Source organism: Glaciecola nitratireducens FR1064 (genome assembly GCF_000226565.1).
GTDB lineage: Bacteria > Pseudomonadota > Gammaproteobacteria > Enterobacterales > Alteromonadaceae > Glaciecola > Glaciecola nitratireducens.
Genome location: NC_016041.1, coordinates 1,130,407 through 1,156,535, shown reverse-complemented (window position 1 = coordinate 1,156,535; position 26,129 = coordinate 1,130,407). Strand labels below are relative to the sequence as shown.

Genomic DNA, 26,129 nt, shown 5'->3' with positions numbered 1-26,129 from the left:
AACAATACACAAAAATTAAATTGATTGATCGTTTTAAAGCCAAAAGATTATAAACGACCCCAGAGTGAATACCAATGATTATAAGGCGACGAGCGCTATTTTTTAAGCAGCTTTCTGGATCTTCAGATGCCTAGGTCGAATTCCAACAACGATTAGACTAACAGCAAAGACACTAAGACCTAAACCAACGAGTGCCGTTAGCATGTATATACGCGCCATTAAATCGGCTGATTCCCAAACAAAACTTACGTTAAACATGTAGATTGAAGCGCCCATGGCAATTGATGCCAATACAACTTTGAGAATAAAGCTAAGGGTTTCACCGCTTATTTTGTAGACGCCTTGACGATGTAAACGTTGATAAAGAAGCACGGCATTCAAAGTGCCTGACATTGCAGTGGCGATCGCTAAACCAACATAGCCAAAGGGGACAGCAAAAATCAGATTAAATAACATGTTGGTCGCCATCGTAATGATACCGTATTTTACTGGCGTTTTCGTGTCCTGCCGGGAATAGAAAGCAGGAGCTAGAATTTTAACTAACATAAAGCTCAACAAACCACTACCGTATGCAATCAGGCTATAGGATGCCATTTGAGCATCATCAACGCTGAATTCACCTCGTTGAAATATGACCATTAAGAGCGGATAAGCCAGTAAAACAAGCGCGGTTGCTGCTGGTATGCCTAACAAGCAAATAATCTTAAACGCCCAATCCAAATTACTTTTAAAACCTTGATCGTCCTTACCAACATGATTTCTAGACAGAGCCGGTAATATAACTGTGGCGATCGCAATGCCAAACAAGCCAAGTGGGAACTCCAGCAAACGGTCACTGTAATACAACCAGCTAATTGAGCCAGTCATCAAAAAACTAGCAATGAAGGTATCGAGCAACAAATTGATTTGGCTAACAGATACACCAAACAGCGCTGGGATCATCAGCGTTCGCACTTTTGTTACGTTAGGATCACGCCAGCCCCACTTGGGCTTTACCAACAAACCCGCTCTAAATAAGAATGGCAGTTGAAACAAAAGTTGCACTAGCCCACCAATGAAAACACCCCATGCAAGGGCAAATGCTGGTTGTTCAAACCGTTCAGCTAATAACCAAGCACAGGCGATAATGCTGATATTGAGTAATACTGGAGTAAAGGCTGCTACAGCGAACTTGTTCAGTGTATTAAGAACAGCTCCTGCAAACCCCGTGAGAGATATGAAGAAGATATAGGGAAAAGTAATTTTGAGCATGGCAGAAGCCAGTTCAAAGTTGGCACCGTCTGGTTTATCATTCAGATAGTCAATAAACCATCCGGCTCCGAATAACGCGGCTAGTACTGGTGATAACACAACTCCAGCTATAGCCGTGACGAAAACGATGGCTCCCAACGTACCTGACACCTTTGCGACGAAATCTTTTAATTCGGCTTCATTCTGATGTGACTTAACTTCTGTTAAAACCGGCACAAATGCTTGCGCAAACGCCCCCTCTGCAAACAATCGACGTAAAAAATTAGGAATTTTATTGGCGAAGAAAAATACGTCAGCCGCGGCACCCGCCCCCATAAAATTAGCAACAACAACGTCTCGCACCAGTCCGAGCACTCTCGATATTAACGTCATTGAGCTAACGACAATCCCTGATTTTAACATCGACTTAGTTTCACCTTTGATTCGTTATTATTCTTAGCTAACCATTTCACCCTATTTATAATCGCACTAATCCCCTAATACTCGCAATAGCTCATTCCGTCCTGAATAAATAACCGACGCTTTTACCAAAAATTAAATGTAAAATGCGCGACGGAAGCAATGAAGTCACTTATTTGCGTTATTTTTTGATTTTAACCGTCAATTTTATTGACAGCGTGTTTTAAAAACTGGATAATCCGCACCCTCAATTTTGACATGAATTTACTTAGGAGTTTCACTTGGCTAACATTAAGTCTGCTAAGAAACGTGCTATCCAGTCTGAGAAGCGTCGCCAGCATAATGCAAGCCGTCGCTCCATGACACGTACGTGCATCAAGAAAGTACTCGCCGCTATCGAAGCTGGTGATAAAGCAGCCGCCCAAGAAGCATTTACAGCAGCTGTTCCTGTTTTAGACCGTATGGCAACTAAGGGCCTTATTCATAAGAATAAAGCTGCTCGTCATAAGAGCCGTCTAAACACTCAAATTAACGCGCTTTAAGGAAGTTATCTTAAACGCTATTTGTAGCAATGCTTATCGTTATTGAGTAAATGCTACGAAAATAAAAAACGCCTCTTTGGCGTTTTTTTTTGTCCTCAATAAAGCACAAAATACCCTAAATAGATATTTTACATCGACAAGGAAGGCGTAAATATCACGAGATTGATTGACGATAAGTGTGCACTATTTCATAAGATATCACGTATTTGTTATATGAATTGTTAATCGGCGTGCCAAAGAATTTGCAACCGTGTGACTATAGAGCTAGCTAGCCGCTAGAAATATTAAGAACATGTGTTACTGTATTGTGGCAGGAAACGTAAGAAAACGTAAACCGATTAGCGGCAACCTAAAAAGCACAAATTAAAACTCTGGAGTACCCGATTGTTTAAGTTTTTATTTCTAATCCCTATCGTTCTTTGCCTACTATGGCTGGCCTATTTGCGCTCTGGTGGCTATTCATTGTCTGAGGGCAAACAAGGCTTTATTTATATTATCGTCATTTCTGGAACGATTCTGGTGGCTTTTTCAGCCATCATGTTTTTACTTTAAAACGACTCAAGAATTACGGTTCGGACCTATCCCAAAGTGGGCCACTAAAGATTAAAAAAGCCCCCGGAAGTTATTGCTAACTTTCGGAGGCTTATAGTCTTTTTATGTTTAAATCACTCGCCTCTCAACGGAGCGCCAATGAGAGGTTTATGCGTAACACTATCTTTTGATAATCTCGATATCCGCGTCACTTCTCAACGCATCAACAAAGTTTTCATAAGACGTTCTGCTTTCGTTGCTCGCCAATCCTTGTTTCACAGCGAGTAGGTCATCTGCGTTCACCTCTGAAGCAGCTTGCACTGAATCTAAAATGACTAAGCCAACATTACCCGAGCTGAGCTTAACCACTGATACATTCTGCTGTGCAACAGGCGATAATTTGAAGATAGCACTGCTCATTTCAACTGGTAAGGCACCGCCAAAACGAGCTAGTCCCTCAACCGGTGTAAACTCTATCGACTTAGCCGTTAATGCTTCATCAATCGACTCACCTGCAAATATTTTAGACTTCAAGCCTTCAGCCCAAGCAACTGCAGCTTCCTGTGTTTTCTCTGCGGTTAATTGATTAACGATAGAGGCCTTTACTTCCTCAAGCGCCAGCGTTCTCTGAGGTTTATGATCAGCGACTCTAACCACCATTATTTTTTCATCTGATATCTGGAGAACATCGCTGTTCAAACCGTTTTCAATTAACTCGGCGCTGAACGCAACATTTTCAACCTGCGGATAATTAACCGATGCAGGGTAGTTTGTCTTTTCAAAAAACGCAGTATCGATAATTGGTCTGTTAGTAATTTCTGACACTCTTTCTAAGCTATCTGGCTGTTCAAAAGCAGCGCTAGCGACTTGCTCTTGAAAACCAAAGAAACTCTCCATTGCTTTGTCTTTAAGCAAGGTTTGAGTAAGCTCATCTTTTACTTCTTCGAAAGGCGTTGTCACTGATGGCTTAAGGTCGGTTAACTTAATAATGTGATAACCAAATTCGGTTTGCACCAAATCAGAAGTATCACCAACAGCCTTCAATGCGAATGCAGCATCTTCAAATGACTCACTCCAATCACCCTTAACGATAAAGTCTAGGTCACCACCAATTTCAGCACTGATCGTGTCAGAAGAACGTTCAGAGGCAATTTTTGCAAAATCAGCGCCTGGAGCTTTTACTAGCTTAAGAACTTCTTCAGCAGTCGCTTTTGAAGCTGAATCATCTTCCCCAAATTCAATAAGGATATGTGAGATACGACGCTCTTCAGTGGTTTGATAAGCAGCAATATACTCGTTGTAATACGCTTTCGCCTCTTCTTCAGTAACAGCTTCGTTGGCCATTAGATCAGAAACAGAAAGGGTAACATAGGACAACTTTACCTGTTCTTGGGTATCAAAGTCGCTCAAATTAGACTGGTAGTATTGTGCCACTTCGTCATCTGAGACTGAAACATCAGAAGTAAAATCATCAGCGTTAACTTCTAGCGTTCTCGCTGTTCTCGTTTGATTTTGTAGACGCAATACAGAGGTAACTTCATCATCTATGCTAAAACTCGAGCCGTTAATGACATTACTTAACTGCTCTGTGGTCATTTGCTTACGCAAATAATCTCTAAAACTAGCAGGCGTAAAATTTTGTCTTGCAATAACGGCTTTGAAGGTATCATTGTCAAATTGACCGGCCAATTTAAAAGCATCTATTTCAAAAATAGTCTGCTTTATTTGCTCAGTACTTACTCGCAGTCCAATTTCATTCGCTTCTTGCTCTACTAGCTTCTCTGAAATCAATTGCTGTAACACCTGCTCTCTGAACGTTTCTAAGTAAGCTTCGTTCGCAAATGCTGCCGCCACCGACTCACCGAATTGCGCTTCCATTCTGGCTCTTTGGTTTTGGTATGCAGCTTCAACTTCAGTTAACGTAATTTCTTCGCCGTTGACCGTCGCAGCAGCTTGTGTTGATGAAGAACCTAAGTAACTCCCGACACCTGTAACCGCAAAACTAATAATTATTAAGCCAACAATAGTCATGGCTAAAGGACCTTGAGAGCCCTCTCTAATTCTTTCTAACATGAGTTAAAACAACCTTGTAATACTAACTTTGATGTTGCAACTAAAAGTATAGTTGCGCCGCATAATTCGTTTTTTTAGGCCGGGTATTATACCCGTTGAATACAGCTTGCGCGACTATTAAGCATTCTTTTTTAGATAATATAAATAAAAAAGGCGATGGACTAGCCATCGCCTTTTTAGAATAAAACTAAAATGCTTAGTTAACAGCGTCTTTCAATGCTTTACCAGCTTTGAATGAAGGTACTTTAGCAGCAGCAATCTGGATAGTCTCACCAGTTTGTGGGTTACGACCGCTACGCGCAGCGCGCTCACGAACTGAGAATGTACCGAAACCGACAAGTGCTACTTGATCGCCATCTTTAAGAGCAGAAGTAACTGCGTCAGTGAAAGCATCCAATGCACGACCCGCGGCAGCTTTAGAAATATCTGCGCTAGCAGCGATTGTATCGATTAGTTGAGACTTGTTCACAATATGACCCCTTTATTTTTTTATTATATTTGCTTAATGCAAAATTATATTGTCTAAAAGTTATAACAAGCTTGAAGCTGAACTTCAAGCTATCATTAACAATTTTTTAACTTCCTAGTAAATCGCTTGCTATCCCTTTCGTGACAAGGCATTAAGCGAGTACGAACCTAAAGGTAGCATAACTGTCGGACTTGTGAAGCCCTAATATTTAAAAAAAGTAAAAAAATCGCGTTTTTTTCAAAGAATTTGCCTGTTTTTTATTCAACAGGCAAGTCTTCAAAAATTTCTCACCCTAACTAGGATAAAATTTCTACAGCATCTACCGGTGACTCTAGCGCAATATTTAGCACTTCGTCTATCCATTGAACGGGATAAATATTCAGATCACCAATCACATTTTTTGGTATTTCCTCTAAATCCCGCTCGTTGTCTTTGGGTATGATGACGGTTTTTATACCGCCACGATGTGCAGCTAATAACTTTTCTTTCAAACCACCGATAGCTAGAACTTCGCCTCTAAGCGTAATCTCACCGGTCATTGCAACATCGCACTTTACTGGATTACCGGTTAATGTCGAAACCAAAGCAGTACACATACCGATGCCGGCACTTGGACCATCTTTTGGTGTCGCACCTTCAGGAACATGGACGTGAATATCTCGCTTCTCATGAAAGTCAGCGTTAATGCGCAACTTTTCAGCGCGTGAACGAACCACAGTCATCGCAGTTTTAATTGATTCCTGCATAACATCACCCAACGAACCCGTGAATGTTGTTTTACCTTTACCTGGCACAGAAGTCGTCTCAATCGTAAGCAAGTCCCCACCCACTTGAGTCCAAGCTAAACCAGTTACTTGACCAACTTGATTGTTCTTATCAGCTTTTCCGTAATCATAACGCTGGACACCCAAATACTCTTTTAGATTATCCTGATTTACGACCACTTTTTTGCTGCCTTTGTTCAGCAAAATATGCTTCACGGCTTTGCGACAAATTTTAGATATTTCCCGCTCAAGACTCCTTACACCGGCTTCTCTAGTATAATAACGAATAATACCGATAATCGCAGAATCCTCTATCTCAAGTTCTTTCGCCTTTAGCCCATTACGAGAAATCTGTTTACTAATCAAATGACGAGTCGCAATATTGAGTTTCTCGTCCTCTGTGTATCCCGACAATCGAATAACTTCCATGCGATCGAGCAAAGCATCAGGAATGTTCATACTATTCGATGTTGCAACAAACATGACATCTGAAAGGTCATAGTCGACCTCTAAGTAATGGTCACTGAAGGTCGAATTTTGTTCAGGGTCGAGGACTTCTAATAATGCCGAGGATGGGTCTCCGCGCATATCAGACGACATTTTGTCGATTTCATCCAATAAGAACAGCGGATTTTTAACTCCGACTTTAGACATCTTTTGAATCAACTTACCAGGTAGTGAACCTATGTATGTGCGGCGGTGACCACGGATCTCAGCCTCATCTCTTACGCCACCCAGTGCCATTCTTACATATTGTCTTCCCGTTGCCTTTGCAATCGATTGACCCAAAGATGTTTTACCAACACCAGGAGGGCCCACTAAACACAAAATTGGCCCCTTGAGTTTTTTGACGCGCTGCTGCACTGCTAAATACTCAAGAATACGTTCCTTAACCTTCTCTAAACCGTAGTGATCGTTGTCTAAGACCTCTTCCGCTTTCGCTAAGTCTTTCTTTACAACACTGCGCTTAAACCAAGGAACGGACGTCAACCAATCGATATAGCTTCTGACAACCGTCGCTTCTGCAGACATCGGAGACATCATTTTCAGTTTATTTAACTCTGCCTCAGCCTTGTCTTTCGCATCTTTCGGCATTTTCGCTTCGGTAATCTTCTTTGCTAACGCTTCAAACTCATCAGGTGCTTCATCCATCTCACCCAATTCTTTTTGAATCGCCTTCATTTGCTCATTGAGATAATACTCTCGCTGACTTTTTTCCATCTGCTTCTTAACGCGAGTTCTTATTTTCTTCTCAACTTGCAGTAAGTCAATTTCACCTTCCATCAACGCCATCAGGTACTCTAAACGCTCAACGATGGCGTTCATTTCAAGTACTTTCTGTTTTTCCGCTAGCTTCAATGGCATATGAGCAGCCATCGTATCAGCAAGTCTCGCAGCGTCTTCGATGCCGTTTAGCGATGTCAGTACTTCTGGTGGGATTTTTTTGTTTAGCTTTACATAGCCTTCAAACTGAGACACAGCGGAACGTATTAAGACTTCTTGTTCAGCATCATCTAATGTTTCAGCCTCAATTGACTTTATTTCGCCGGTAAAGAATGGATCAACATCAATATACTTTTCAATTTGGCCACGCACATTACCTTCAACCAGCACTTTGACTGTTCCATCAGGTAACTTAAGAAGCTGTAGAATTGTAGCTACGGTGCCTACCGTATAAATATCGTCCACAGCTGGCTCGTCAATGCCTGCATCTTTCTGGGCGACTAAAAAGATCTGCTTGTCGTTGTCCATTGCTGCTTCTAAACATTGAATAGACTTTTCACGCCCTACGAATAGTGGGATAACCATATGTGGGTAAACGACCACATCACGCAATGCCAAAATTGGCATTGTTCTGAGATTATTGAGCTCAGTTGTCATATTTCTCTCTTGTTTATGGACTTGCATGTTTATATGGGGCTTGGCCGGCAAAGTTCAAACCGAAATTGAAAAAAAACTAATAATTAACGAAAAAAAAAGCTGAGAAGTCAGTCCCAATGGTTCTGTCTGCTCAGCTTTCACTTTTTCAAATGCCTCTGTTTATTCTGAAGCAGCCTTCTTGTCTTGCGCATTATCATAAATAAGCAGTGGTTTTGATTCGCCTTTAATCACGGCTTCATCAATCACAACTTTACTCACTTTTGGCATAGACGGTAATTCATACATCGTATCCAATAGAACCGCTTCAACGATAGAGCGTAATCCACGCGCACCCGTTTTACGATGCATCGCTTTTGTTGCAATCGCATGCAGCGCATCATCACGGAACTCTAATACCGTATCTTCCAAGGCGAACAATGCACCGTATTGCTTAGTGATGGCATTCTTCGGTTCTTTCAAAATCTGAATTAATGCATCTTCATTCAGCTCTTCGAGGCTCGCCACAACGGGCAAACGGCCAATGAACTCAGGAATTAAACCGTATTTCACTAAGTCTTCAGGTTCGACTTCTTTAAACAACTGGCTCACAGCCTTTTTGTTTAACGATGACTTCACTTCAGCACCAAAGCCAATACCTGCGTTTTTAGCTGCACGCTGCTCAATTACTTTATCTAGTCCGGCAAACGCACCACCACAAATGAATAAGATCTTAGAAGTGTCTACTTGTAAAAACTCTTGTTGTGGATGTTTTCTGCCGCCTTGAGGTGGTACTGACGCAATTGTACCCTCAATCAGTTTCAACAATGCCTGCTGAACACCTTCACCAGAAACATCTCGGGTAATAGACGGATTGTCAGACTTGCGAGAAATTTTATCAATTTCGTCGATGTAAACGATACCACGCTGCGCTTTTTCTGGATCGTAATCACATTTTTGCAAGAGTTTTTGAATGATATTTTCAACGTCTTCGCCGACATAGCCAGCTTCAGTCAACGTAGTAGCATCGGCCATTGTGAATGGCACGTCTAATAAACGCGCTAAGGTCTCTGCGAGTAGCGTTTTACCACTTCCCGTTGGACCAATTAGCAGTATATTACTTTTACCTAATTCAACGCCATCGTGCACATCATTGTTACGCAATCGCTTGTAGTGATTATAGACCGCAACGGCTAATACTTTTTTGGCATGCTCTTGGCCAATGACGTAATCGTCTAGATGTTTGTGGATTTCGGCCGGTGTTGGCAACGCATCGTTCTTTTGCTTTGGTGAAATCTCTTTGATTTCTTCGCGAATGATATCGTTGCACAGTTCGACGCACTCATCACAAATGAATACACTTGGTCCTGCAATTAACTTTCGAACTTCATGTTGGCTTTTACCACAAAACGAGCAATACAGTAGTTTGCTGTCGCCGTCTTTATCATGGTCATCACTCATAAAATTTGCCTTTTCATTCTTACCCTAAACTGGGTTCTTATTGTGGTTCGCAAAATGAAGAAAAGTGCGAACCATTACTACTTACTTGCTTACTTGCTTACTATGGCGATTAATCTGCGTTTTTCAACACTTCTGCACGATTAGCCATTACTGAATCAACTAATCCATAGTCGACTGACTCTTGTGCACTTAAGAAGTTATCACGATCTGTGTCTTTAGCCACTTTTTCGTAATCTTGCCCTGTATGCTCTGCCATCAGTCTATTCATCTTCTCTTTAATAGAAAGAATTTCTTTAGCATGTATTTCAAAATCCGAAGCTTGCCCTTGAAAACCACCTAATGGTTGATGAATCATAACACGTGCATTAGGCAAACAATAACGCTTTCCTTTTGCGCCGGCTGAGAGCAAAAACGCGCCCATACTGGCAGCTTGACCAATACATACAGTGCTCACGTCAGGCTTAATGAAATTCATAGTATCATAAATAGCCATACCAGCAGTAACTGAGCCGCCGGGAGAATTAATGTAAAGGAAGATATCTTTTTCTGGATTTTCTGCTTCTAAGAATAACATTTGAGCAACAATCAAATTTGCCATGTGGTCTTCAACTTGACCCACCATAAAAATGACGTTCTCTTTTAATAGGCGTGAATAGATATCATAAGAGCGCTCACCGCGAGCTGTTTGCTCGACGACCATAGGAACTAATGCGCTGTGCGGTTCTGTAATAATATTTGTCATAATTCTCTTAATAAAAAGTCTTCATAAAAAAAATGCCCGGATAGTCCGAGCATTTAATCAGTTGATAGCGTGATAAGTCAATTGTTGAAGAACAATTTACGCGTTTTTGTTCATGATTTCGTCAAAAGCTTTCTTAACTTCTTTCACTTTTGCTTTTTCAAGAATCGCTTCAATTGCTTGTTCTTCTAATGCAAGATTTTGCATTTGTTGCTTTAACTCGGCGTTTGACTGGTAATACTCGACCACTTCTTGAGGGTCTTCATATGCAGACGCTGCAGTCTCAATTAATTGTGTGACTTTAGCTTCATCCGCTTCTAATTTGTTGTCTTTTATAATCTCACCTAACAACAAACCAATGCTGACTCGACGTTTAGCGTTATCTGTAAACAAGTCTGCTGGCAATTCAGGAACCTGACCGCCTTTGCCTTGCTGTTCAAAACGTTGCTTCGCTTGCTGGCGCAGAGCTTCGATTTCTTGATCAACAAGCGCTTTTGGCAAATCCAATTCGTTGTTTTCTAACAAACCTGCAATTACATTTTCTTTTACGGTTGCTTTCAAGGTTTGGTCTAGTTCACGCTGCATATTTTTCTTAACTTCAGCTTTAAGCGCTTCAACACCGCCCTCTTCTACACCAAATAATTTAGCAAACTCATCGTCAACTTTCGGTAGATCTAAGCCTTCAACTTTAGTCACTGTGATCGCGAAAGAGGCATTTTTACCTTTTAGCGCTTCTGCATGATAGTCATCAGGGAAAGTGACTTCAGAAACAACTTCATCACCCGTTTTAGCGCCGACTAATGGCTTTTCAAAACCTGGGATCATACGACCTTTACCAAGTTCTAATGGAAAATCTTCTGCTTTGCCGCCGTCGAATTCTTCGCCGTCAATTGTTCCTACGAAGTTAACCGTTACTTTGTCGTCTTTCTTAGCTTTGCGCTTAACTTCTTTCCATGAAGCGTGCTGTGTTTGCAACGTTTTCATCATGGTATCTAAGTCTTTGTCAGTAATCTCAACTACTGGCTTCTCGACTTTAATTTTATCAAGGCCGGCAACTTTAACTTCTGGATACACTTCGAAAGTAGCAACAAACTCTAAGTCTTGACCATCGACGTCTTTGGTCATGTCAAAAGTAGGCATACCTGCTGGCGTGATCTTTTCTTTCATTATGGCTTCGTAGAAGTTGCGCTGCATAACGTCACCGGCAACTTCTTGACGAACTGCCTGACCGAAACGCTTCTTGATAACGCTTACTGGAACTTTACCTGGGCGAAAACCGTTAATACGTTGTGTTTTTGCTAATTGTTGTAAACGTGCTTTAACAGCGGTATCTACAGAATCTGCAGAAACGGTAATAGTAAGACGGCGTTCTAAACCTTGAGTCGTCTCGACTGACACTTGCATTGTTCTACCTCAACTTGCGCTTCTGTGCGCTTTACATGATTCAACACGCTAATATGACTAATGCCATGGTGTTGCCGAATGTGGTCTAGCTAAACTAAGCCACATGAGTTTAAAAAAGGACGCGGAATTATACAGAGACGACACCATGGAGTCGAGTGATTACAGGTAATAAATGTAAATTAATTGCTATGTGCCCAACATGCATAGAGAAATCGCTAGATTATTTGATTCAAAAGCGAGTGGTAAATGGCAAAACGATGGCTGTATTCTAACAGCATGCGGTCAGCCCTATCCGTTAGAAAGTCGCTTCGAGCCCATCCCTGGGTCGCTAGGTGCAAAAGCGGTGGCTGTGTTCCAACATCATCCGGTCAGCCCTATCCGATAGAAAGTCGCTTCGAGCCCATCTCTGGGTCGCTAGGTGCAAAAGCGGTGGCTGTATTCCAACAGCATCCGGTCAGCCCTATCCGATAGAAAGTCGCTTCGAGCCCATCCCTGGGTCGCTCGGCAATCGGCGTCCTGCCGATTGACGCTTTCTATCGGATAGGGCTGCCCGGATGCTGTTTGCATTAGTGAGCTTTTTGGGCTTTTTGAGCTTTTTGAATTTTGTGAAACAAGGGGCCAGGTTCTTTGATTTCAAGGAACCTGGCCCCTCGTTGTGTAAATTGACTCGTTGAGATTTTTAGATTTTTGAACGCGACCGCCAGAAACTGGGACACAGTTTGGCTAGTTCGTTATTTTTTGTTGGTTCATGAGCTGAAGATTTTTTTTCACAAAGATGGTCGGTGAGATAGGATTCGAACCTACGACCCCCTGGACCCAAACCAGGTGCGCTACCAAGCTGCGCCACTCACCGACATTTTGCTTTTTTTATGTGTGGCTACACATAAGATGGTGCGGAAGGAGAGACTTGAACTCTCACGCCGTGAAGCACTGGAACCTAAATCCAGCGTGTCTACCAATTCCACCACTCCCGCGAAACTATTCCTTGTCAAAGGTGCTATTTGTTCGACATTGCGCGTTGACCAATCAACGTCGAACTTAGCAAAAAAAGTGGGGTGGACGATGGGGTTTGAACCCACGACCGCTGGAATCACAATCCAGAGCTCTACCAACTGAGCTACGCCCACCACTGTTTCACTTTACAACATTTTACAACTTACTTTACCTGCTAGATTCGCATGGCGCGTCCGGCAGGATTCGAACCTGCGACCACCCGCTTAGAAGGCGGGTGCTCTATCCAGCTGAGCTACGGACGCTCGTCGAATCAAAAGCAAATGGTCGGTGAGATAGGATTCGAACCTACGACCCCCTGGACCCAAACCAGGTGCGCTACCAAGCTGCGCCACTCACCGAAACCGTATTGGTAGAACACTACCTCTACGGGGGGCGCATATTACCGACTTGCCCTAGTATCGTCAAACACTTTTTACAATGAATTTAAGTTTTTTTTCAGTTGCTTAAAAAGCAAACAAGTTGTTTGTATAAGAGTGTATTTTAATGACTGATTTTATTACACTACACCCACTAAATTATTGCGACAAAAGAATACTCGATGACTGCTCATTTAATAGACGGTAAAAAAATTGCCAAACATGTTAGAGACAACGTACATGCTTACGTGGATACGCTTAAGGAAGCAAACAGAAGGATGCCCGGACTAGCCGTCGTTTTAGTAGGTAGCAATGAAGCATCTAAAGTTTATGTGAGCAACAAAACGAAAGCGTGTGAAGAAGTCGGCTTTGTTTCCAAATCATTCAATCTTCCATCCGATACCTCGGAAGAAAAACTGCTCGCATTAGTAGACGAGTTAAATCTTGATGGCACTATAGATGGCATATTAGTGCAATTACCCTTGCCAGCAGGTTTAAATGCGGAAAAAGTGCTAGAGCGAATACATCCGCATAAAGACGTCGACGGTTTTCATCCTTACAACATTGGACGATTGGCACAGCGTATGCCTGCCCTGCGCCCATGCACGCCGAAAGGCATTATGACCATGATTGAAGCTACCAAGCGCCCTGTCAAAGGATTAGATGCTGTCATCGTGGGTGCTTCGAATATTGTGGGGCGGCCTATGGGTTTAGAACTATTGTTAGCCGGGTGCACTGTCACAACGTGCCATAAATTTACGAAACAGTTGAAAGAGCATGTGATGCGCGCCGATTTGCTGGTAGTTGCTGTTGGTAAGCCTCACTTCATTCCTGGAGAATGGATAAAAGAAGGTGCTATCGTGATTGATGTGGGTATCAATCGCTTGGAGAACGGTAAGCTGACCGGTGATGTTGATTTTGAGATAGCGAGAGAACGCGCTGACTGGATTACTCCCGTACCCGGCGGCGTCGGACCAATGACAGTTGCCAGTCTGATCGAAAATACGCTCGAGGCCTATGTCAAATTTCACAGCCATAACGCTAAACAAGCGGCTTCGAAGGAACAGTAGCATGACAACTCAAACAGCGGTTGAACAGACACTACATTGGGTTGATAAAGTCATTATCGGTGAAAATTTCTGCCCCTTCGCACGCAAAGAGCGAGACAGTCACCGCATCCGCGCCGTTGCAACTGAAGAAACAGATAACGGGCTGATTTTGCAAGCATTGCTAGATGAAATGCAGTTATTAGAAAACCAAAGCAACATTGAAACGACGCTACTCATTATCACTAATGGTGTCAAAGATTTCTTCGATTACTTAGATTTAGTTGACCTTGCTAATAGGCTATTAAAACAAGAACAATACGAAGGTGTTTTTCAGCTAGCCACCTTTCATCCAGACTATATGTTTGCTGACGCACCGGCCGATGCCACCAGCCACTATACCAATCGTTCACCTTTTCCGATGTTACATATCATTCGTGAAGAAAGCTTAGAATTAGCGCTCGAGACGTTTCCGAATCCTGAAAATATTCCCGTGCGTAACATTAAACATGCAGAGAAATTAGGAAAAGCGTTTTTTCAGCAATTGCTTGGCTCACATGACCAAACGAAATAGTAATGCAGGTAGTACAAATGCAGCTAGTTTTGAGTTTCGTTCAATCGGTATTATCTCTACACCTTTTAAACAGAAATTTGGTATTCCACGGCAATCACAGTCAATTAGCAAGGCAACGGGTCTTATTATATTTTCATCCGATATCAATCCAGTAAATGCATGCCGCGGACTCGATGACTTTTCACATCTATGGATAAGCTTTATATTTCATGAAAATCTACAGGGGGGATGGAAAGATACGGTTCGCCCTCCTCGCCTAGGCGGCAACGAAAAGGTGGGCGTATTCGCCAGCAGAAGCACGTTTCGACCAAATCCTATCGGCCTTTCCGTCGTGAAAAATCTAGGGCTCAATAGCAAAAATGAGCTCGTAGTGGCAGGCGTCGATTTACTAGATAAAACACCTATTATCGATATTAAACCTTATATACGGTACGCGGACAGTATAAGCGATGCCTCTTGCGGATTTGCTGAATTTGCTCCCGACACGATTCTGCAGGTCGACTACTCTGATCTTGCCCGTGTAAAGCTTAATAAGCTGCTGCACAAGCACCCTGACTTTGAAGTGCTATTGCAGAATATTTTAGAGCAAGATCCTCGCCCAGCATACAAATCAGTAACGGAAGATGAAAAAACATATTCAGTCCTATTGTACAGTTACGATATCAAATGGCAGGTACGTGAGGCAATAAACTACGTTATTGATATTGAAGCTAAATACTAAGCAAGCGGCGGAATCGTTCAAGAGTTAAGGAATCGGTGAAAGTGTAATAAAAAAATAAATAAAGAGTTTCTTCATTTTATGCTTTGTTGCCACTCTGCGCGCTGTTAAACTTCTCGATTAAATTTATTTTAGTCTCTGACATCGTTAGAAAAACTTCAAGGTTACCTAAACACCATGCGTACCTCTCAATATTTACTTGCTACTCAGAAAGAAACACCAGCTGAAGCTGAAGTTATTAGCCATCAACTTATGCTTCGCGCCGGTATGGTTCGCAAACTTGCCTCTGGTTTATATAATTGGCTCCCTACTGGCTTAAGAGTCGTTAATAAAGTAGCTGCCATAGTGAGAGATGAGATGAACAAAGCTGGCGCAATCGAAATATCGATGCCCGTTGTTCAACCCGGTGACTTATGGGAAGAGTCTGGTCGTTGGGACGACTATGGACCAGAGTTATTGCGCATAAAGGATCGTCACAATCGAGATTTCGTGCTTGGTCCAACGCATGAAGAAGTTGTCACCAACCTTGTTAAGAATGAAGTTAGCAGCTATAAGCAGCTACCGCTAAATTTGTATCAGATTCAAACCAAATTTCGTGACGAAGTGCGTCCTAGGTTTGGCATTATGCGCAGCCGAGAGTTCATTATGAAAGATGCGTATTCGTTTCATATCGACGCAGAAAGTCTAGATCAGACTTATCAAATAATGCATCAAGCTTACTGCAATATATTTGAAAGAATTGGTTTATTGTATCGTCCTGTTATTGCGGACTCGGGTTCAATCGGTGGCGCAGTTTCTCATGAGTTTCATGTATTAGCCGACTCGGGTGAGGATGATATTGCTTACAGTGATACATCTGACTATGCAGCGAATGTAGAGCTAGCCGAAGCAGTTGCCTTAGGAGAAGCGACAGAGGGTGCTGCCGAGCTTCAGCTTGTCGATACCCCTGATGCGAAAACAATTGCGAAGGTATCAGCATTGCTTGGCTGCGACGTAAAACAAACGGTCAAAACGTTGATCGTAAAAGCTGACGAAGATTCAGGACATGAGTTTGTTGCCCTAATATTGCGTGGTGATCACAGTTTAAACAGCATTAAAGCGGAAAAGTTAGCACTCGTTGCCTCGCCACTGCAAATGGCCGACGAAGCGGCGGTAAAAGCTAAACTTAACTGTGGTTTTGGCTCTTTAGGGCCTGTTGAGCTTGATCTTCCAATTATCGTTGACCGCAGTGCAGAAACAGCGTCTGATTTCGTTTGCGGTGCTAATAAAGAAGCACAACACTTTACCGGAGCCAACTGGCAACGAGATGTGAAAACATACACAGTGGCTGATATACGTAACGTAGTCGCCGGCGACCCTTCGCCCGATGGAGAGGGAATACTAGCGATTGCCAAAGGTATCGAGGTTGGCCACATTTTCCAACTTGGTGATAAATATTCAAAAGCAATGAATTGTGGCGTGTTAACTGAATCAGGTAAACATGACGTCCTACAGATGGGTTGTTATGGTATCGGTGTTACACGCATTGTCGCGGCAGCCATTGAGCAAAACAACGATAAATACGGCATTATTTGGCCTGAAAGTATCGCGCCGTTCAAAGTCGTTATTATTCCGATGAATATGCACAAATCTCCTCGCATCCAAGAAGTTGCTGAAAAGCTCTACAAAGACTTATGTGACGCTGGTATCGAAGTGTTATTTGATGATAGAAAAGAACGTCCAGGTGTCATGTTTAATGATATGGAATTAATTGGCATACCTTACAGCGTTGTAATTGGCGAGCGGAATCTTGATAATCAGCAGCTTGAAATAAAAAATAGAAAATCAGGTGAAAAAACTTTGTTAGAGGTCGATAACCTGCTTGAGTACATAAAAAATTTAGGCTAAAGCATATATGAAAATCACTTTTTGTGGAGTTCGCGGTTCCACACCAGCACCGGGCGCAGAGTTTATACGCTACGGTGGCAACACTGCATGCGTGCATGTGGAGTTGGCCGACGGCAGCGATATTGTATTGGATGCCGGCACTGGTATACGCGAACTCGGTAAAAAGCTAGCGAGTAAAAAAACACCTGTACACATTTTGCTAAGCCATAACCATTGGGATCACATTCAAGGTTTTCCCTTTTTCATTCCAATTTACCAACCTAATCGCGAGATCTTGATTACACCGGGCTTAACGGACTTGAAACAGCCTGAGGCCGTACTCGATCAGATGACAGGCTCTTATTTCCCAGTTCATAAAAACGATCTTGCAGCCATCATAAAAGTGATACCTCGTCCCGTGCAAGAAGATGATGAATGGTATATCAATAACGCGCTAGTAAGCCGACTCAAAATGAATCATCCCGGGGGAGGCAGTTGTTACACTATAAAGGAAAACGGTTCTAAAATTGCCTATATTACTGACAATGAACTCTATCCTCCTTATCGAAAACAAACTGACTTTTTAGATTTTGTCGAATTTGCAACGGGCGCCGACCTTCTTATTCATGACGCTCAATACCTTGTATCGGATATGCCAGGAAAATCGGGCTGGGGCCATAGTGTCGCTGAGGAAGCCGTGAAACTGGCTATGGCTTGCAAGGTAAAACAACTTGCACTGTACAGTCATGACCCTGAGCGCACCGACGATGATATCGACGAAATCATTGCTCATTGCAACGATGTTATCGACGCAGGAGGGATGGACTTAATTTGTTTTGGTGCTCGAGAAGGTCAAATAATCGAAATATAAGTCGTTTCCGTGTATTATCAGCGAAAATAATACCGAGTAAAGGAACCGGTTTGAAATTAGTCAACATATCCAAGTTTTGGGCTTCTGCTCTTACCTTAATTTTCATAAGCTCAGCCTACGCTCAAGAGACAAGCCCTCCCACTCAAGAAACGCCTCCCCCAGAGTCAGAGTTAGAGATAGTGAAATCGGTTAAGCAAGTCGTTGAAGAAGCGAATGATAACAATCAAACGACGAATTCAATATTAGACAAACGCGTAAAAAGTGTAAAAGAATCAAATATTAATCCATTTTCCATTTCACAATATCGTCAAAATTACCTACTCCCTTTCACTTATGTGAGTTCACCCAACGCAATCAGCGTAGATGGCCTAACAGATGAAAACATCGACAAATTTGAAGCCAAATATCAGATTAGTGTGAGCATGCCGCTCTACTTGATGGAAGATGATGCCAGCGGTGTTTTCTTCGGTATGACATTAATCAGCTTTTGGCAGGTTTACAACAGCGAAACTTCAAAACCGTTTCGTGAAAACAACTATGAACCTGAAGTGTTTTATCAATGGCAAACTGATTGGGACATACTTGGCTATCGCTTTAATCAATTCAATCTTGGTTTGAACCATCAATCTAATGGCCAAAGTGGCTTAAAATCAAGAAGTTGGAATCGCCTTTACGCTACTGCTATTTTCAGCGATATCGACTCCTTTTATTACTTAAAAGCGTGGTATCGATTACCTGAAGATGAAAAAACCTTTGAGCTAGATCCAACAGGCGATGACAATCCAGATATTACTGACTTTATAGGGCACGCCGAACTTGGTTATGGTTTTAACTTCGGTAAAGTTAACTTACTTACCAAAATTACAAATAACCTGTCGTTAAGCGAGAATCGTGGCAGCATAGAATTCAACCTTACTTATCCTATTAACGATAGATATGACTGGCTTCTACAGTACTTTAACGGCTACGGTGACTCACTCATTGATTACAATCGACACCAGCAGCGTATTGGGCTTGGTATTCAGTTGAAATTGTTCTGATAGGTAAACTGTCAACGCACTTAATAGAAAGTTTGCATACTTATGAAATACGCGAATACCATTGATCTAGTCAATTCAAACGAAACGCAAGCCGACTTCAAGCGATGGTCGGGTCATGGTTTAGTCAGTATTGGCTTGGTCAACCCTAAATCGGCAACAAATGTTGCTTCAATTTTACGCGCTTGTGGTTGCTATGGCGCTAGCGCTGTTTTTTATACAGGTCAGCGCTTTGGCTATGCGAAAAACTTCAATGCAGATACACGACAAATGCGACATATAATCCCTACCATAGGGGTCGATGACTTATTAGCAATCGCGCCAAAAGATGCCAGCAAAGTCGTTATAGAGCTGGTTGAGGGTGCCATACCATTACCGGAATTTGTGCACCCAGAAAATGCATTTTACATATTCGGTCCTGAAGACGCTTCCGTGCCTGAAGACATCGTTGCAGCATGCGATCACGTTGTATACATCCCCACTCGCAACAGCATGAATTTAGCGGCCACTGCAAACGTTGTCTTATACGACCGCATGGCAAAAAGTGACTATGTCGCAAATGATGAACTGATAAAAAAAAGCCGAGACAACAATAACGGCCTAGCCATATAAACGAAAACAAGGGGCCAAAAACAAGGGGCCAGGTTTCTTGAAGTTTCAATGAACCTGGCACTTTGGTCTTAACCGCAATTGTTTGCGATTCAAGGTACCTGGCCCCTTGATATTTTTCTGGTTGAACGCGGGGGGTTATTCACTTACTAATTTCGCTTTGTTTGTTTCCATGTGCCGCCATATTGATATGCGGCTTGAGTTTTCGCCTTTGTTTGACAAACTGAGCAGGCGAATATCCAAGGGGCTTGTGAACTCAATCTGATCCTGTACAACACCGCTTCGATTTTACCGCAGCTATCACATTGTTTTGCTTCGCGACTTCGCTGTGATTTTCCCATAAGAATAAATGACCTATTGCCAGAGATAATTTGAAATACATCTTCTTATAGACCATCTACGTTAATTGAACAGTCAAGAACTTACAATTTATAGGACCTTAAATACTCTGGAGACTTCACGATTTGAATATTTCTCCCGGTTTCAAATGACATTTGTGTGTTGTCATTAAACTAACGCGGGAGAATTCTCAATGGGGTAAAAAATTAATTAATTATTCCCATTCAATTGTAGCGGGTGGCTTACCTGAAATATCGTATACCACTCTCGAAATGCCATCGATTTCATTGATGATCCGGTTAGAAACCTTACCTAAGAAGTCATAGGGTAAGTGAGCCCAATGCGCAGTCATAAAATCGATAGTTTCTACGGCTCGAAGTGAAACGACCCAATCGTATTTGCGCATGTCGCCCATCACGCCAACCGATTTTACAGGTAAAAAGACAGTAAAGGCCTGACTCACTTTTTGATATAAATCGGCCGCATGCAGTTCTTCAATAAAAATAGCATCAGCACGGCGCAACAAATCACAATACTCTTTTTTAACTTCGCCAAGCACCCGCACGCCCAATCCTGGCCCAGGAAATGGATGTCTAAATAACATATCGTACGGTAAGCCCAACTCTAAACCTATTTTGCGAACCTCATCTTTAAACAATTCGCGCAAAGGTTCAACCAAGCCCATGTTCATCTCGTCAGGCAGTCCACCGACGTTATGATGCGATTTAATGACGTGTGCTTTTCCGGTTGCAGAGCCCGCTGACTCAATTACATCAGGATATATTGTGCCCTGTCCTAACCACTTAGCATTTGCTAACTTATGTGATTCTTCGTCAAATACTTTAACAAACTCACCACCAATCACTTTGCGTTTAGCTTCAGGTTCTTCAACGCCTGCAAGTGCGCTTAAGAAACGTTCTTCAGCATCTACCTTGATAATGTTGAGTCCAAACTTGTCGCCAAACATGTCCATGACTTGTTCGCCTTCATGTAATCGCAGAAGGCCATTGTCAACAAATACGCAAGTTAGGTTTTTCCCAATGGCACGATGTAACAGCATCGCTGTGACTGAAGAATCAACACCGCCCGACAGGCCTAATATTACTTCATCGTCACCGACTTTTTCCTTTATGCGTTCTATTGCATCTTCAATAATATTAGCGGGTGTCCATAAAGCTTCTAACTTACAAATATCGAACGCGAAACGTTTTAAAAGTTCAAGACCTTGCTTGGTGTGTGTTACTTCTGGGTGAAACTGTACGCCGTAAAAGTGTTTCTTTTCGTTCACCATCGCGGCATGCGGACAACTTGGCGTTTGCGCTATTGTACTAAAGCTGTCTGGCACTTTAATCACTTTGTCACCATGGCTCATCCAAACGTCTAATAATGCGTTACCGTTATGATTTGTCTCGTCCACAATGCCATCAAAAATTGTTGACGCTGTTAACACTTCCACTTGTGCATAGCCAAATTCACGAATATCAGAACCTTGCACGGTTCCACCAAGCTGATGCGCCATTGTTTGCATGCCATAGCATATGCCTAATACAGGTACGCCAGCATTGAATACATATTGCGGTGCTCGGGGCGAGCCCATTTCAGTTACCGACTCAGGGCCACCCGATAAGATGATACCGTCGGGTGCAAAGTTGCGAATTTGATCCTCTGTCACATCCCATGCCCAAAGTTCGCAATAAACGCCAATTTCGCGAATACGTCTTGCGATCAATTGCGTGTACTGAGACCCAAAATCAAGGATAAGGATTTTCTGACTATGTATATTTGCAGACATTATTTTACCTACTTCTAAAAATGAAAAAGGGCTGAGACGCGAAGGTTAACAACCTACACCAGCCCTTTAGAGACGTCTTTGGTTTATCCTAAACGATAATTTGGAGCTTCTTTCGTAATACTCACATCGTGCACATGAGACTCACCCATGCCCGCTGCGGTTACTTTCACAAACTGTGGCTTAGTACGCAGTTCTTCAATATCTGCACAACCAGTCAGTCCCATTGCCGAGCGCAAACCCCCAAGCTGTTGGTGAATAATAGTTGAAATAGGCCCTTTATAGGCGACGCGACCTTCAATACCTTCCGGCACTAACTTTTCTGCATTGCTGCTGTCTTGGAAATAACGATCTGATGAACCGTTACTCTGATTCATTGCACCTAAAGATCCCATCCCACGATAAGACTTATAGTAACGGCCTTGGTACAACTCTACTTCACCCGGCGCTTCTTCTGTCCCAGCCAGCATACTGCCGACCATTACCGAGCTTGCGCCCGCCGCCAATGCTTTTGCAATATCACCAGAGAAGCGAATACCGCCATCTGCGATAACCGGAATACCAGTGCCTTCCAATGCTTCAACTGCGTCTGATACTGCCGTGATTTGCGGAACGCCGCAGCCGGTTACTATTCGTGTAGTACAAATTGAACCAGGGCCGATACCGACCTTAACTGCATCAACGCCAGCATCTGCTAGCGCTTTTGCGCCTTCACCTGTGGCAACGTTACCAGCAATAATTTGGATATTTGGATAATCTGCTCGCACTTTTTTAACGCGATCGATCACGCCCTGCGAGTGACCATGCGATGTGTCGATAAGCAAAACATCAACACCTGCGTTAACCAGTAATTTAATACGCTCATCAGTACCAGGTCCAACACTAACAGCTGCACCTACACGCAAGCGACCTTTTGCGTCTTTACACGCATTGGGTTTGCTTTTTGCTTTTTGGAAATCTTTTACGGTGATCAAGCCGGTTAGCTTAAATGCGTCGTCGACAACTAGAATTTTTTCAATTCTGTGCTCATGCATTAAATCCATCACGACGTCAGGGTTAGTATCTTCTTTCACCGTGACTAGTTTTTCTTTTGGTGTCATTACCTTACTGATAGGTTGATCGAGGCGATTTTCGAAACGTAAATCACGACCGGTAACCAAACCAATTAAGTTGTTTTCTTCGTCAACGACGGGAAAACCAGAGTAGCCGAGTTGCTTACTCATCGCTTTGACATTGCCAATCGTCGCATCTTTACTAACAGTGACTGGATCGGAAACAACTCCGCTTTCATATTTTTTTACTTGCAGAACATGAGCAGCTTGGCTTTCAGGCGTCATATTTTTATGAATGAAGCCAATTCCTCCTTCCTGCGCTAACGCAATAGCAAGGCGAGCTTCAGTAACTGTATCCATTGCTGCTGAAATCAATGGCATATTTAAGGTAACGCCGCGGGTTAAGCGTGTTTTTAAATCGACAGTGTGGGGTAAAACAGTGGAGTGACCGGGGACGAGTAAAACGTCATCAAAAGTTAACGCTTCTTTAGTAATTCTTAACATGCAAGTAACACCTTAGGACAGTGGCTAATTGCGGTGCAATTGTAGTGTTTTTTTATATTTAGGTAAACTACAATTCGCACTCAAATGAATAAAAAAAGTGAAATATGTTTTCTACCTCCCCAAAACAACCTAGCATTATCTCTGTTACGCGTTTAAATAGGCTAGCAAGACAAGTTTTAGAGTCGGAAATTGGACAGGTTTGGGTGTCTGGCGAATTATCAAATTTTGTAGCGGCAGCTTCTGGTCATTGGTACTTCACTTTAAAAGACAGCAAAGCGCAAATTAAGTCCGCAATGTTCAAAGGCGCAAATAGAAGTATCAAATTTACGCCAAAAGCCGGCGATAAGGTGATCGTGCGCGGTAGTTTAAGTTTATACGAAGCAAGAGGCGATTATCAGCTAATTGCAGAACATATGGAGCCAGAAGGACTCGGGCAGCTAAAGCAAGCTTATGAAGCACTTAAAGCAAAACTATCAGCCGAAGGTTTGTTTGCCATGGATGCGAAACAAGCCCTACCTGAGAGTGTAAAAAGGCTCGGCGTAGTGACCTCACCAACCGGTGCGGCAATACATGACATATTGCATGTTTTAAAACGCAGAAATCCTAGCATTGACGTTATTATCTATCCTAGCTTAGTACAAGGCGAAACGGCAGCGAAGAGTATTGCTGAACAAATTAACATTGCTAATAAAAGAGATGAAGTCGATTTGCTCATTGTAGGTCGTGGTGGAGGTTCCTTAGAAGACCTTTGGGCATTCAATGAAGAAATCGTTGCCTACGCTATCTCTGAATCTAAATTACCCATCGTCTCAGCTGTTGGTCATGAAGTCGATGTCACTATTGCTGATTATGTAGCGGATATGCGTGCACCAACGCCATCTGCCGCAGCTGAGTTAGTTAGCACGGATAAAAGTCAGTTAGAAAGACACATCCAACAGCAGCAGCACAGATTAGCGCAAGTGTTTCAGCAACATTTAAAACGTATCGACTACAAACTTCAGTTAGTCCAGTCACGGCTGTCAAATGTACATCCGGCGGTACAAATAAGACAGGCAAGTCAACACGCTGATAGCTTGATGATGCGTTTATCGCAGTCCATCGCTGCAAAGTTAAATGGTGATCAGAACAGAAGCGACAAACTCACGCTACGTTTACAACACATATCTCCAAGCAATGCGATAAAGGAAAAGCAGCAACAGTTGCAAAAAGTTAGTAAACAATTGACCTCTATACAGCAGCGTCAGCTTTCTGATAAACGATACCAATTGCAAAGGATCGCAGATATTTTAAATTCGGTGAGTCCATTATCAACGCTGTCCCGCGGCTACAGTATTGCGTTTAAAAACGATAAGGTTGTGCGCAGTGTCGCCCAACTTGCAAAGGGTGATGTCATTGAAACACGTGTGAGTGATGGCAGTGTGATTGCAAAAGTTCAGGAAATCACACTTAAAAAGCAATAATCAACACGACAATTGCGACATCAAATGTCAGCTCAGGCGTCTGATTTATTTACACTTTATTTACTTTTTATCTTTAAAATTATCTGTTAATCTCTTACCTACGCTGACTTTCCGAGTCAGAGAGGATTTAGCTTTGTATATATAATTACAGTGAGCCCTTAAGGCAGTAAAAATATACAATAAGTATTAAAAATAATAAGGGATACAGATGCCAAGGATGACAGATAGACTCTCAGAACGCTTTAACGAAAGCTACGCAAGCAAAAAAACAGCCTTCATAAAAAAACGGTTTGCTCTGTTATCATTCTTTGACCGTTGCTTTTATTCCCTCGCCTTTGGTGTATTGCTAATTTCTCCAGTTAACGCGGCCCACGCATATTCCGTTGAGCAAGAGGCTAATGTTGTTCATTCTAGCGATATCAATATTTACGCTGCTCACCTTACAGAAGAATTAGAAACTTACTGCGAAACTGACACTACTATTAGATGTGAATTAAATGTGTTGTCTCAACCTCGCTTACTCGCAGCCTTGCAACAAATCGATACAAAAAGCAACGTGATTAAAGCGCTTGAAAGCTCAGAGTACGAACTACTTATTGGAAGCGCAACAATCAAAAATACGGAAAATTCAGTTCAAAAGTTGGTTTTAGAAGTTACTGCTCAATGGCATGGCATTGTGATTGACGATATTCAATTGACAGCAGTTTTAGATATCAATATGGCGAGCGTGGCTGACACTATCTCTGAAACAAGCAATAGACTTTTAAGCGAGTGGGTTGAAAGCGCATTGAGCAAACAACTATTCAGCGCGGAGTTTCTTTATCAGTTTTTAGGAGCAAGCGATTATAAAAACGAACTGAAAGTACCACAGCAAATTGGTGACTTTGCACTATCGCGTCAACACTTATTTAATGACCCTCTAAAAGGCATGCTTTCGCGCTATATTCACAAAGACTTTGATCTTGCAGTGTTCGACGTTTATGTTTATCCGCTAAAAAACGACGATTCAGCGGTTACACAAAGCCGAGATGAGTTACTGCGCGAACAACAAGATATTCTAACCATAAGCAAAGCATTAGGGAAAGAAGCACTAACAATGTCCGAAATTTACGAATTGGACAATCTTGCAAGCCTTACAGATGTCCGTGTGTTTGGATTTGAAGCAACACTGCAAACCAACTCTGAACCACTTTTTGCGACCCAGTATGCGTATGTAAAAAATGACAAAGTGGTCAAATTCAGCATTAATGTCCCAGCGCGAATTACAAAAAGCTTAATTGCCGATGCCATCAACGCGATAGTTGTCCCACCAGAATCGTCGATGATGAAACAAGTGCGACAAACCAATCATAGTCAAAGCAACGCCAACTTAGTGTCCATGGCACCATAAACAGCTAGCTTCCA

At 42.4% G+C, this 26,129-nt stretch carries 20 protein-coding genes and 5 tRNA genes; 11 read left to right on the top strand and 14 right to left on the bottom strand.

What is annotated here, in order from left to right:
• Nucleotides 1-102 precede the first annotated feature (102 nt).
• Complete coding sequence (gene murJ, locus GNIT_RS05025; RefSeq protein ID WP_014108065.1) at nt 103-1,653, bottom strand: murein biosynthesis integral membrane protein MurJ; 1,551 nt, start codon at nt 1,651-1,653, stop codon at nt 103-105.
• A gap of 278 nt (nt 1,654-1,931) precedes the next feature.
• Between murJ and rpsT the strand changes: the two genes are divergently transcribed.
• Nucleotides 1,932-2,192, top strand: a complete 261-nt coding sequence (gene rpsT / locus GNIT_RS05020) for a 30S ribosomal protein S20 (RefSeq protein WP_014108064.1) — start codon at nt 1,932-1,934, stop codon at nt 2,190-2,192.
• A 711-nt stretch (nt 2,193-2,903) separates the two neighbouring features.
• Here the strand turns inward: rpsT and GNIT_RS05015 are convergent.
• The 6 genes from GNIT_RS05015 to tig form a co-directional block, all read right to left on the bottom strand.
• Nucleotides 2,904-4,796 carry a SurA N-terminal domain-containing protein gene (locus GNIT_RS05015; protein WP_014108062.1) on the bottom strand — a complete coding sequence of 631 codons (1,893 nt, stop codon included), beginning with the start codon at nt 4,794-4,796 and terminating at the stop codon, nt 2,904-2,906.
• A 196-nt stretch (nt 4,797-4,992) separates the two neighbouring features.
• Complete coding sequence (gene hupB, locus GNIT_RS05010; protein ID WP_006009977.1) at nt 4,993-5,265, bottom strand: nucleoid-associated protein HU-beta; 273 nt, start codon at nt 5,263-5,265, stop codon at nt 4,993-4,995.
• Nucleotides 5,266-5,561: 296 nt separating this feature from the next.
• Nucleotides 5,562-7,910, bottom strand: a complete 2,349-nt coding sequence (gene lon / locus GNIT_RS05005) for an endopeptidase La (protein WP_014108061.1) — start codon at nt 7,908-7,910, stop codon at nt 5,562-5,564.
• Nucleotides 7,911-8,069: 159 nt separating this feature from the next.
• Entirely contained in the window at nt 8,070-9,347 is a 1,278-nt protein-coding gene (gene clpX / locus GNIT_RS05000; RefSeq protein ID WP_014108060.1) for an ATP-dependent protease ATP-binding subunit ClpX, read from the bottom strand.
• A gap of 109 nt (nt 9,348-9,456) precedes the next feature.
• Nucleotides 9,457-10,089, bottom strand: a complete 633-nt coding sequence (clpP, locus tag GNIT_RS04995; protein WP_014108059.1) for an ATP-dependent Clp endopeptidase proteolytic subunit ClpP — start codon at nt 10,087-10,089, stop codon at nt 9,457-9,459.
• 96 nt (nt 10,090-10,185) lie between these two features.
• Nucleotides 10,186-11,490 (bottom strand): trigger factor, encoded by a 1,305-nt coding sequence (tig, locus tag GNIT_RS04990; RefSeq protein ID WP_014108058.1) that lies wholly within the window; start codon nt 11,488-11,490, stop codon nt 10,186-10,188.
• Between the two features lie 199 nt (nt 11,491-11,689).
• Between tig and GNIT_RS04985 the strand changes: the two genes are divergently transcribed.
• Nucleotides 11,690-11,875: a hypothetical protein gene (locus tag GNIT_RS04985; RefSeq protein ID WP_041246304.1), complete on the top strand. Its 186-nt coding sequence runs from the start codon at nt 11,690-11,692 to the stop codon at nt 11,873-11,875.
• 391 nt (nt 11,876-12,266) lie between these two features.
• Here GNIT_RS04985 and GNIT_RS04980 read toward each other — a convergent pair.
• The 5 genes from GNIT_RS04980 to GNIT_RS04960 all read right to left on the bottom strand — a co-directional run bounded on the left by GNIT_RS04980 (nt 12,267) and on the right by GNIT_RS04960 (nt 12,842).
• A tRNA-Pro gene (locus GNIT_RS04980) sits at nt 12,267-12,343 on the bottom strand.
• 36 nt (nt 12,344-12,379) lie between these two features.
• A tRNA-Leu gene (locus tag GNIT_RS04975) sits at nt 12,380-12,464 on the bottom strand.
• A 77-nt stretch (nt 12,465-12,541) separates the two neighbouring features.
• Nucleotides 12,542-12,617 (bottom strand) — tRNA-His (locus GNIT_RS04970).
• Nucleotides 12,618-12,669: 52 nt separating this feature from the next.
• Nucleotides 12,670-12,746 (bottom strand) — tRNA-Arg (locus tag GNIT_RS04965).
• A 19-nt stretch (nt 12,747-12,765) separates the two neighbouring features.
• Nucleotides 12,766-12,842: transfer RNA gene (locus tag GNIT_RS04960), tRNA-Pro, on the bottom strand.
• A gap of 200 nt (nt 12,843-13,042) precedes the next feature.
• On the opposite strand from GNIT_RS04960, the gene folD reads away from it, so the two are divergent.
• The 7 genes from folD (at nt 13,043) to GNIT_RS04925 (ending at nt 19,584) form a co-directional block, all read left to right on the top strand.
• Nucleotides 13,043-13,930, top strand: a complete 888-nt coding sequence (gene folD / locus GNIT_RS04955; protein WP_014108056.1) for a bifunctional methylenetetrahydrofolate dehydrogenase/methenyltetrahydrofolate cyclohydrolase FolD — start codon at nt 13,043-13,045, stop codon at nt 13,928-13,930.
• Between the two features lies 1 nt (nt 13,931).
• Nucleotides 13,932-14,480, top strand: a complete 549-nt coding sequence (locus GNIT_RS04950; protein ID WP_014108055.1) for a DUF1415 domain-containing protein — start codon at nt 13,932-13,934, stop codon at nt 14,478-14,480.
• Nucleotides 14,464-15,201: a tRNA (N6-threonylcarbamoyladenosine(37)-N6)-methyltransferase TrmO gene (tsaA, locus tag GNIT_RS04945; protein WP_014108054.1), complete on the top strand. Its 738-nt coding sequence runs from the start codon at nt 14,464-14,466 to the stop codon at nt 15,199-15,201. The genes GNIT_RS04950 and tsaA overlap by 17 nt, the downstream gene beginning before the upstream one ends.
• A 174-nt stretch (nt 15,202-15,375) precedes the next feature.
• Entirely contained in the window at nt 15,376-17,085 is a 1,710-nt protein-coding gene (locus GNIT_RS04940; protein ID WP_014108053.1) for a proline--tRNA ligase, read from the top strand.
• A gap of 7 nt (nt 17,086-17,092) precedes the next feature.
• Nucleotides 17,093-17,935, top strand: a complete 843-nt coding sequence (locus GNIT_RS04935) for an MBL fold metallo-hydrolase (RefSeq protein WP_014108052.1) — start codon at nt 17,093-17,095, stop codon at nt 17,933-17,935.
• A 50-nt stretch (nt 17,936-17,985) separates the two neighbouring features.
• The gene (locus GNIT_RS04930) at nt 17,986-18,975 is read left to right on the top strand and encodes a phospholipase A (protein ID WP_014108051.1); all 990 of its coding nucleotides are present in this window, start codon (nt 17,986-17,988) and stop codon (nt 18,973-18,975) included.
• A gap of 42 nt (nt 18,976-19,017) precedes the next feature.
• On the top strand, nt 19,018-19,584 hold the full coding sequence (locus GNIT_RS04925; RefSeq protein ID WP_014108050.1) for an RNA methyltransferase: 567 nt from the start codon (nt 19,018-19,020) through the stop codon (nt 19,582-19,584).
• A 550-nt stretch (nt 19,585-20,134) separates the two neighbouring features.
• Here the strand turns inward: GNIT_RS04925 and guaA are convergent.
• Together guaA and guaB are read right to left on the bottom strand one after the other, a co-directional pair.
• Nucleotides 20,135-21,712 (bottom strand): glutamine-hydrolyzing GMP synthase, encoded by a 1,578-nt coding sequence (gene guaA, locus GNIT_RS04920; protein ID WP_014108048.1) that lies wholly within the window; start codon nt 21,710-21,712, stop codon nt 20,135-20,137.
• Between the two features lie 83 nt (nt 21,713-21,795).
• Nucleotides 21,796-23,265: an IMP dehydrogenase gene (gene guaB, locus GNIT_RS04915; RefSeq protein WP_014108047.1), complete on the bottom strand. Its 1,470-nt coding sequence runs from the start codon at nt 23,263-23,265 to the stop codon at nt 21,796-21,798.
• Nucleotides 23,266-23,369: 104 nt separating this feature from the next.
• Between guaB and xseA the strand changes: the two genes are divergently transcribed.
• Both xseA and GNIT_RS04905 read left to right on the top strand, forming a co-directional pair.
• A complete protein-coding gene (gene xseA, locus GNIT_RS04910) occupies nt 23,370-24,725 on the top strand; it encodes an exodeoxyribonuclease VII large subunit (RefSeq protein ID WP_014108046.1) in 1,356 nt (451 codons plus the stop codon).
• 208 nt (nt 24,726-24,933) lie between these two features.
• On the top strand, nt 24,934-26,115 hold the full coding sequence (locus tag GNIT_RS04905; protein ID WP_014108045.1) for a hypothetical protein: 1,182 nt from the start codon (nt 24,934-24,936) through the stop codon (nt 26,113-26,115).
• Nucleotides 26,116-26,129: the final 14 nt, after the last annotated feature.

Bases quoted from the DNA above. Each gene is read 5' to 3' on its own strand.
- murJ (WP_014108065.1), bottom strand. From the start codon at position 1,653: ATGTTAAAATCAGGGATTGTCGTTAGCTCAATGACGTTAATATCGAGA.
- GNIT_RS05015 (WP_014108062.1), bottom strand. From the start codon at position 4,796: ATGTTAGAAAGAATTAGAGAGGGCTCTCAAGGTCCTTTAGCCATGACT.
- lon (WP_014108061.1), bottom strand. From the start codon at position 7,910: ATGACAACTGAGCTCAATAATCTCAGAACAATGCCAATTTTGGCATTG.
- clpX (WP_014108060.1), bottom strand. From the start codon at position 9,347: ATGAGTGATGACCATGATAAAGACGGCGACAGCAAACTACTGTATTGC.
- clpP (WP_014108059.1), bottom strand. From the start codon at position 10,089: ATGACAAATATTATTACAGAACCGCACAGCGCATTAGTTCCTATGGTC.
- tig (WP_014108058.1), bottom strand. From the start codon at position 11,490: ATGCAAGTGTCAGTCGAGACGACTCAAGGTTTAGAACGCCGTCTTACT.
- GNIT_RS04985 (WP_041246304.1), top strand. From the start codon at position 11,690: ATGCATAGAGAAATCGCTAGATTATTTGATTCAAAAGCGAGTGGTAAA.
- folD (WP_014108056.1), top strand. From the start codon at position 13,043: ATGACTGCTCATTTAATAGACGGTAAAAAAATTGCCAAACATGTTAGA.
- GNIT_RS04950 (WP_014108055.1), top strand. From the start codon at position 13,932: ATGACAACTCAAACAGCGGTTGAACAGACACTACATTGGGTTGATAAA.
- tsaA (WP_014108054.1), top strand. From the start codon at position 14,464: ATGACCAAACGAAATAGTAATGCAGGTAGTACAAATGCAGCTAGTTTT.
- GNIT_RS04940 (WP_014108053.1), top strand. From the start codon at position 15,376: ATGCGTACCTCTCAATATTTACTTGCTACTCAGAAAGAAACACCAGCT.
- GNIT_RS04935 (WP_014108052.1), top strand. From the start codon at position 17,093: ATGAAAATCACTTTTTGTGGAGTTCGCGGTTCCACACCAGCACCGGGC.
- GNIT_RS04925 (WP_014108050.1), top strand. From the start codon at position 19,018: ATGAAATACGCGAATACCATTGATCTAGTCAATTCAAACGAAACGCAA.
- guaA (WP_014108048.1), bottom strand. From the start codon at position 21,712: ATGTCTGCAAATATACATAGTCAGAAAATCCTTATCCTTGATTTTGGG.
- guaB (WP_014108047.1), bottom strand. From the start codon at position 23,265: ATGTTAAGAATTACTAAAGAAGCGTTAACTTTTGATGACGTTTTACTC.
- xseA (WP_014108046.1), top strand. From the start codon at position 23,370: ATGTTTTCTACCTCCCCAAAACAACCTAGCATTATCTCTGTTACGCGT.
- GNIT_RS04905 (WP_014108045.1), top strand. From the start codon at position 24,934: ATGCCAAGGATGACAGATAGACTCTCAGAACGCTTTAACGAAAGCTAC.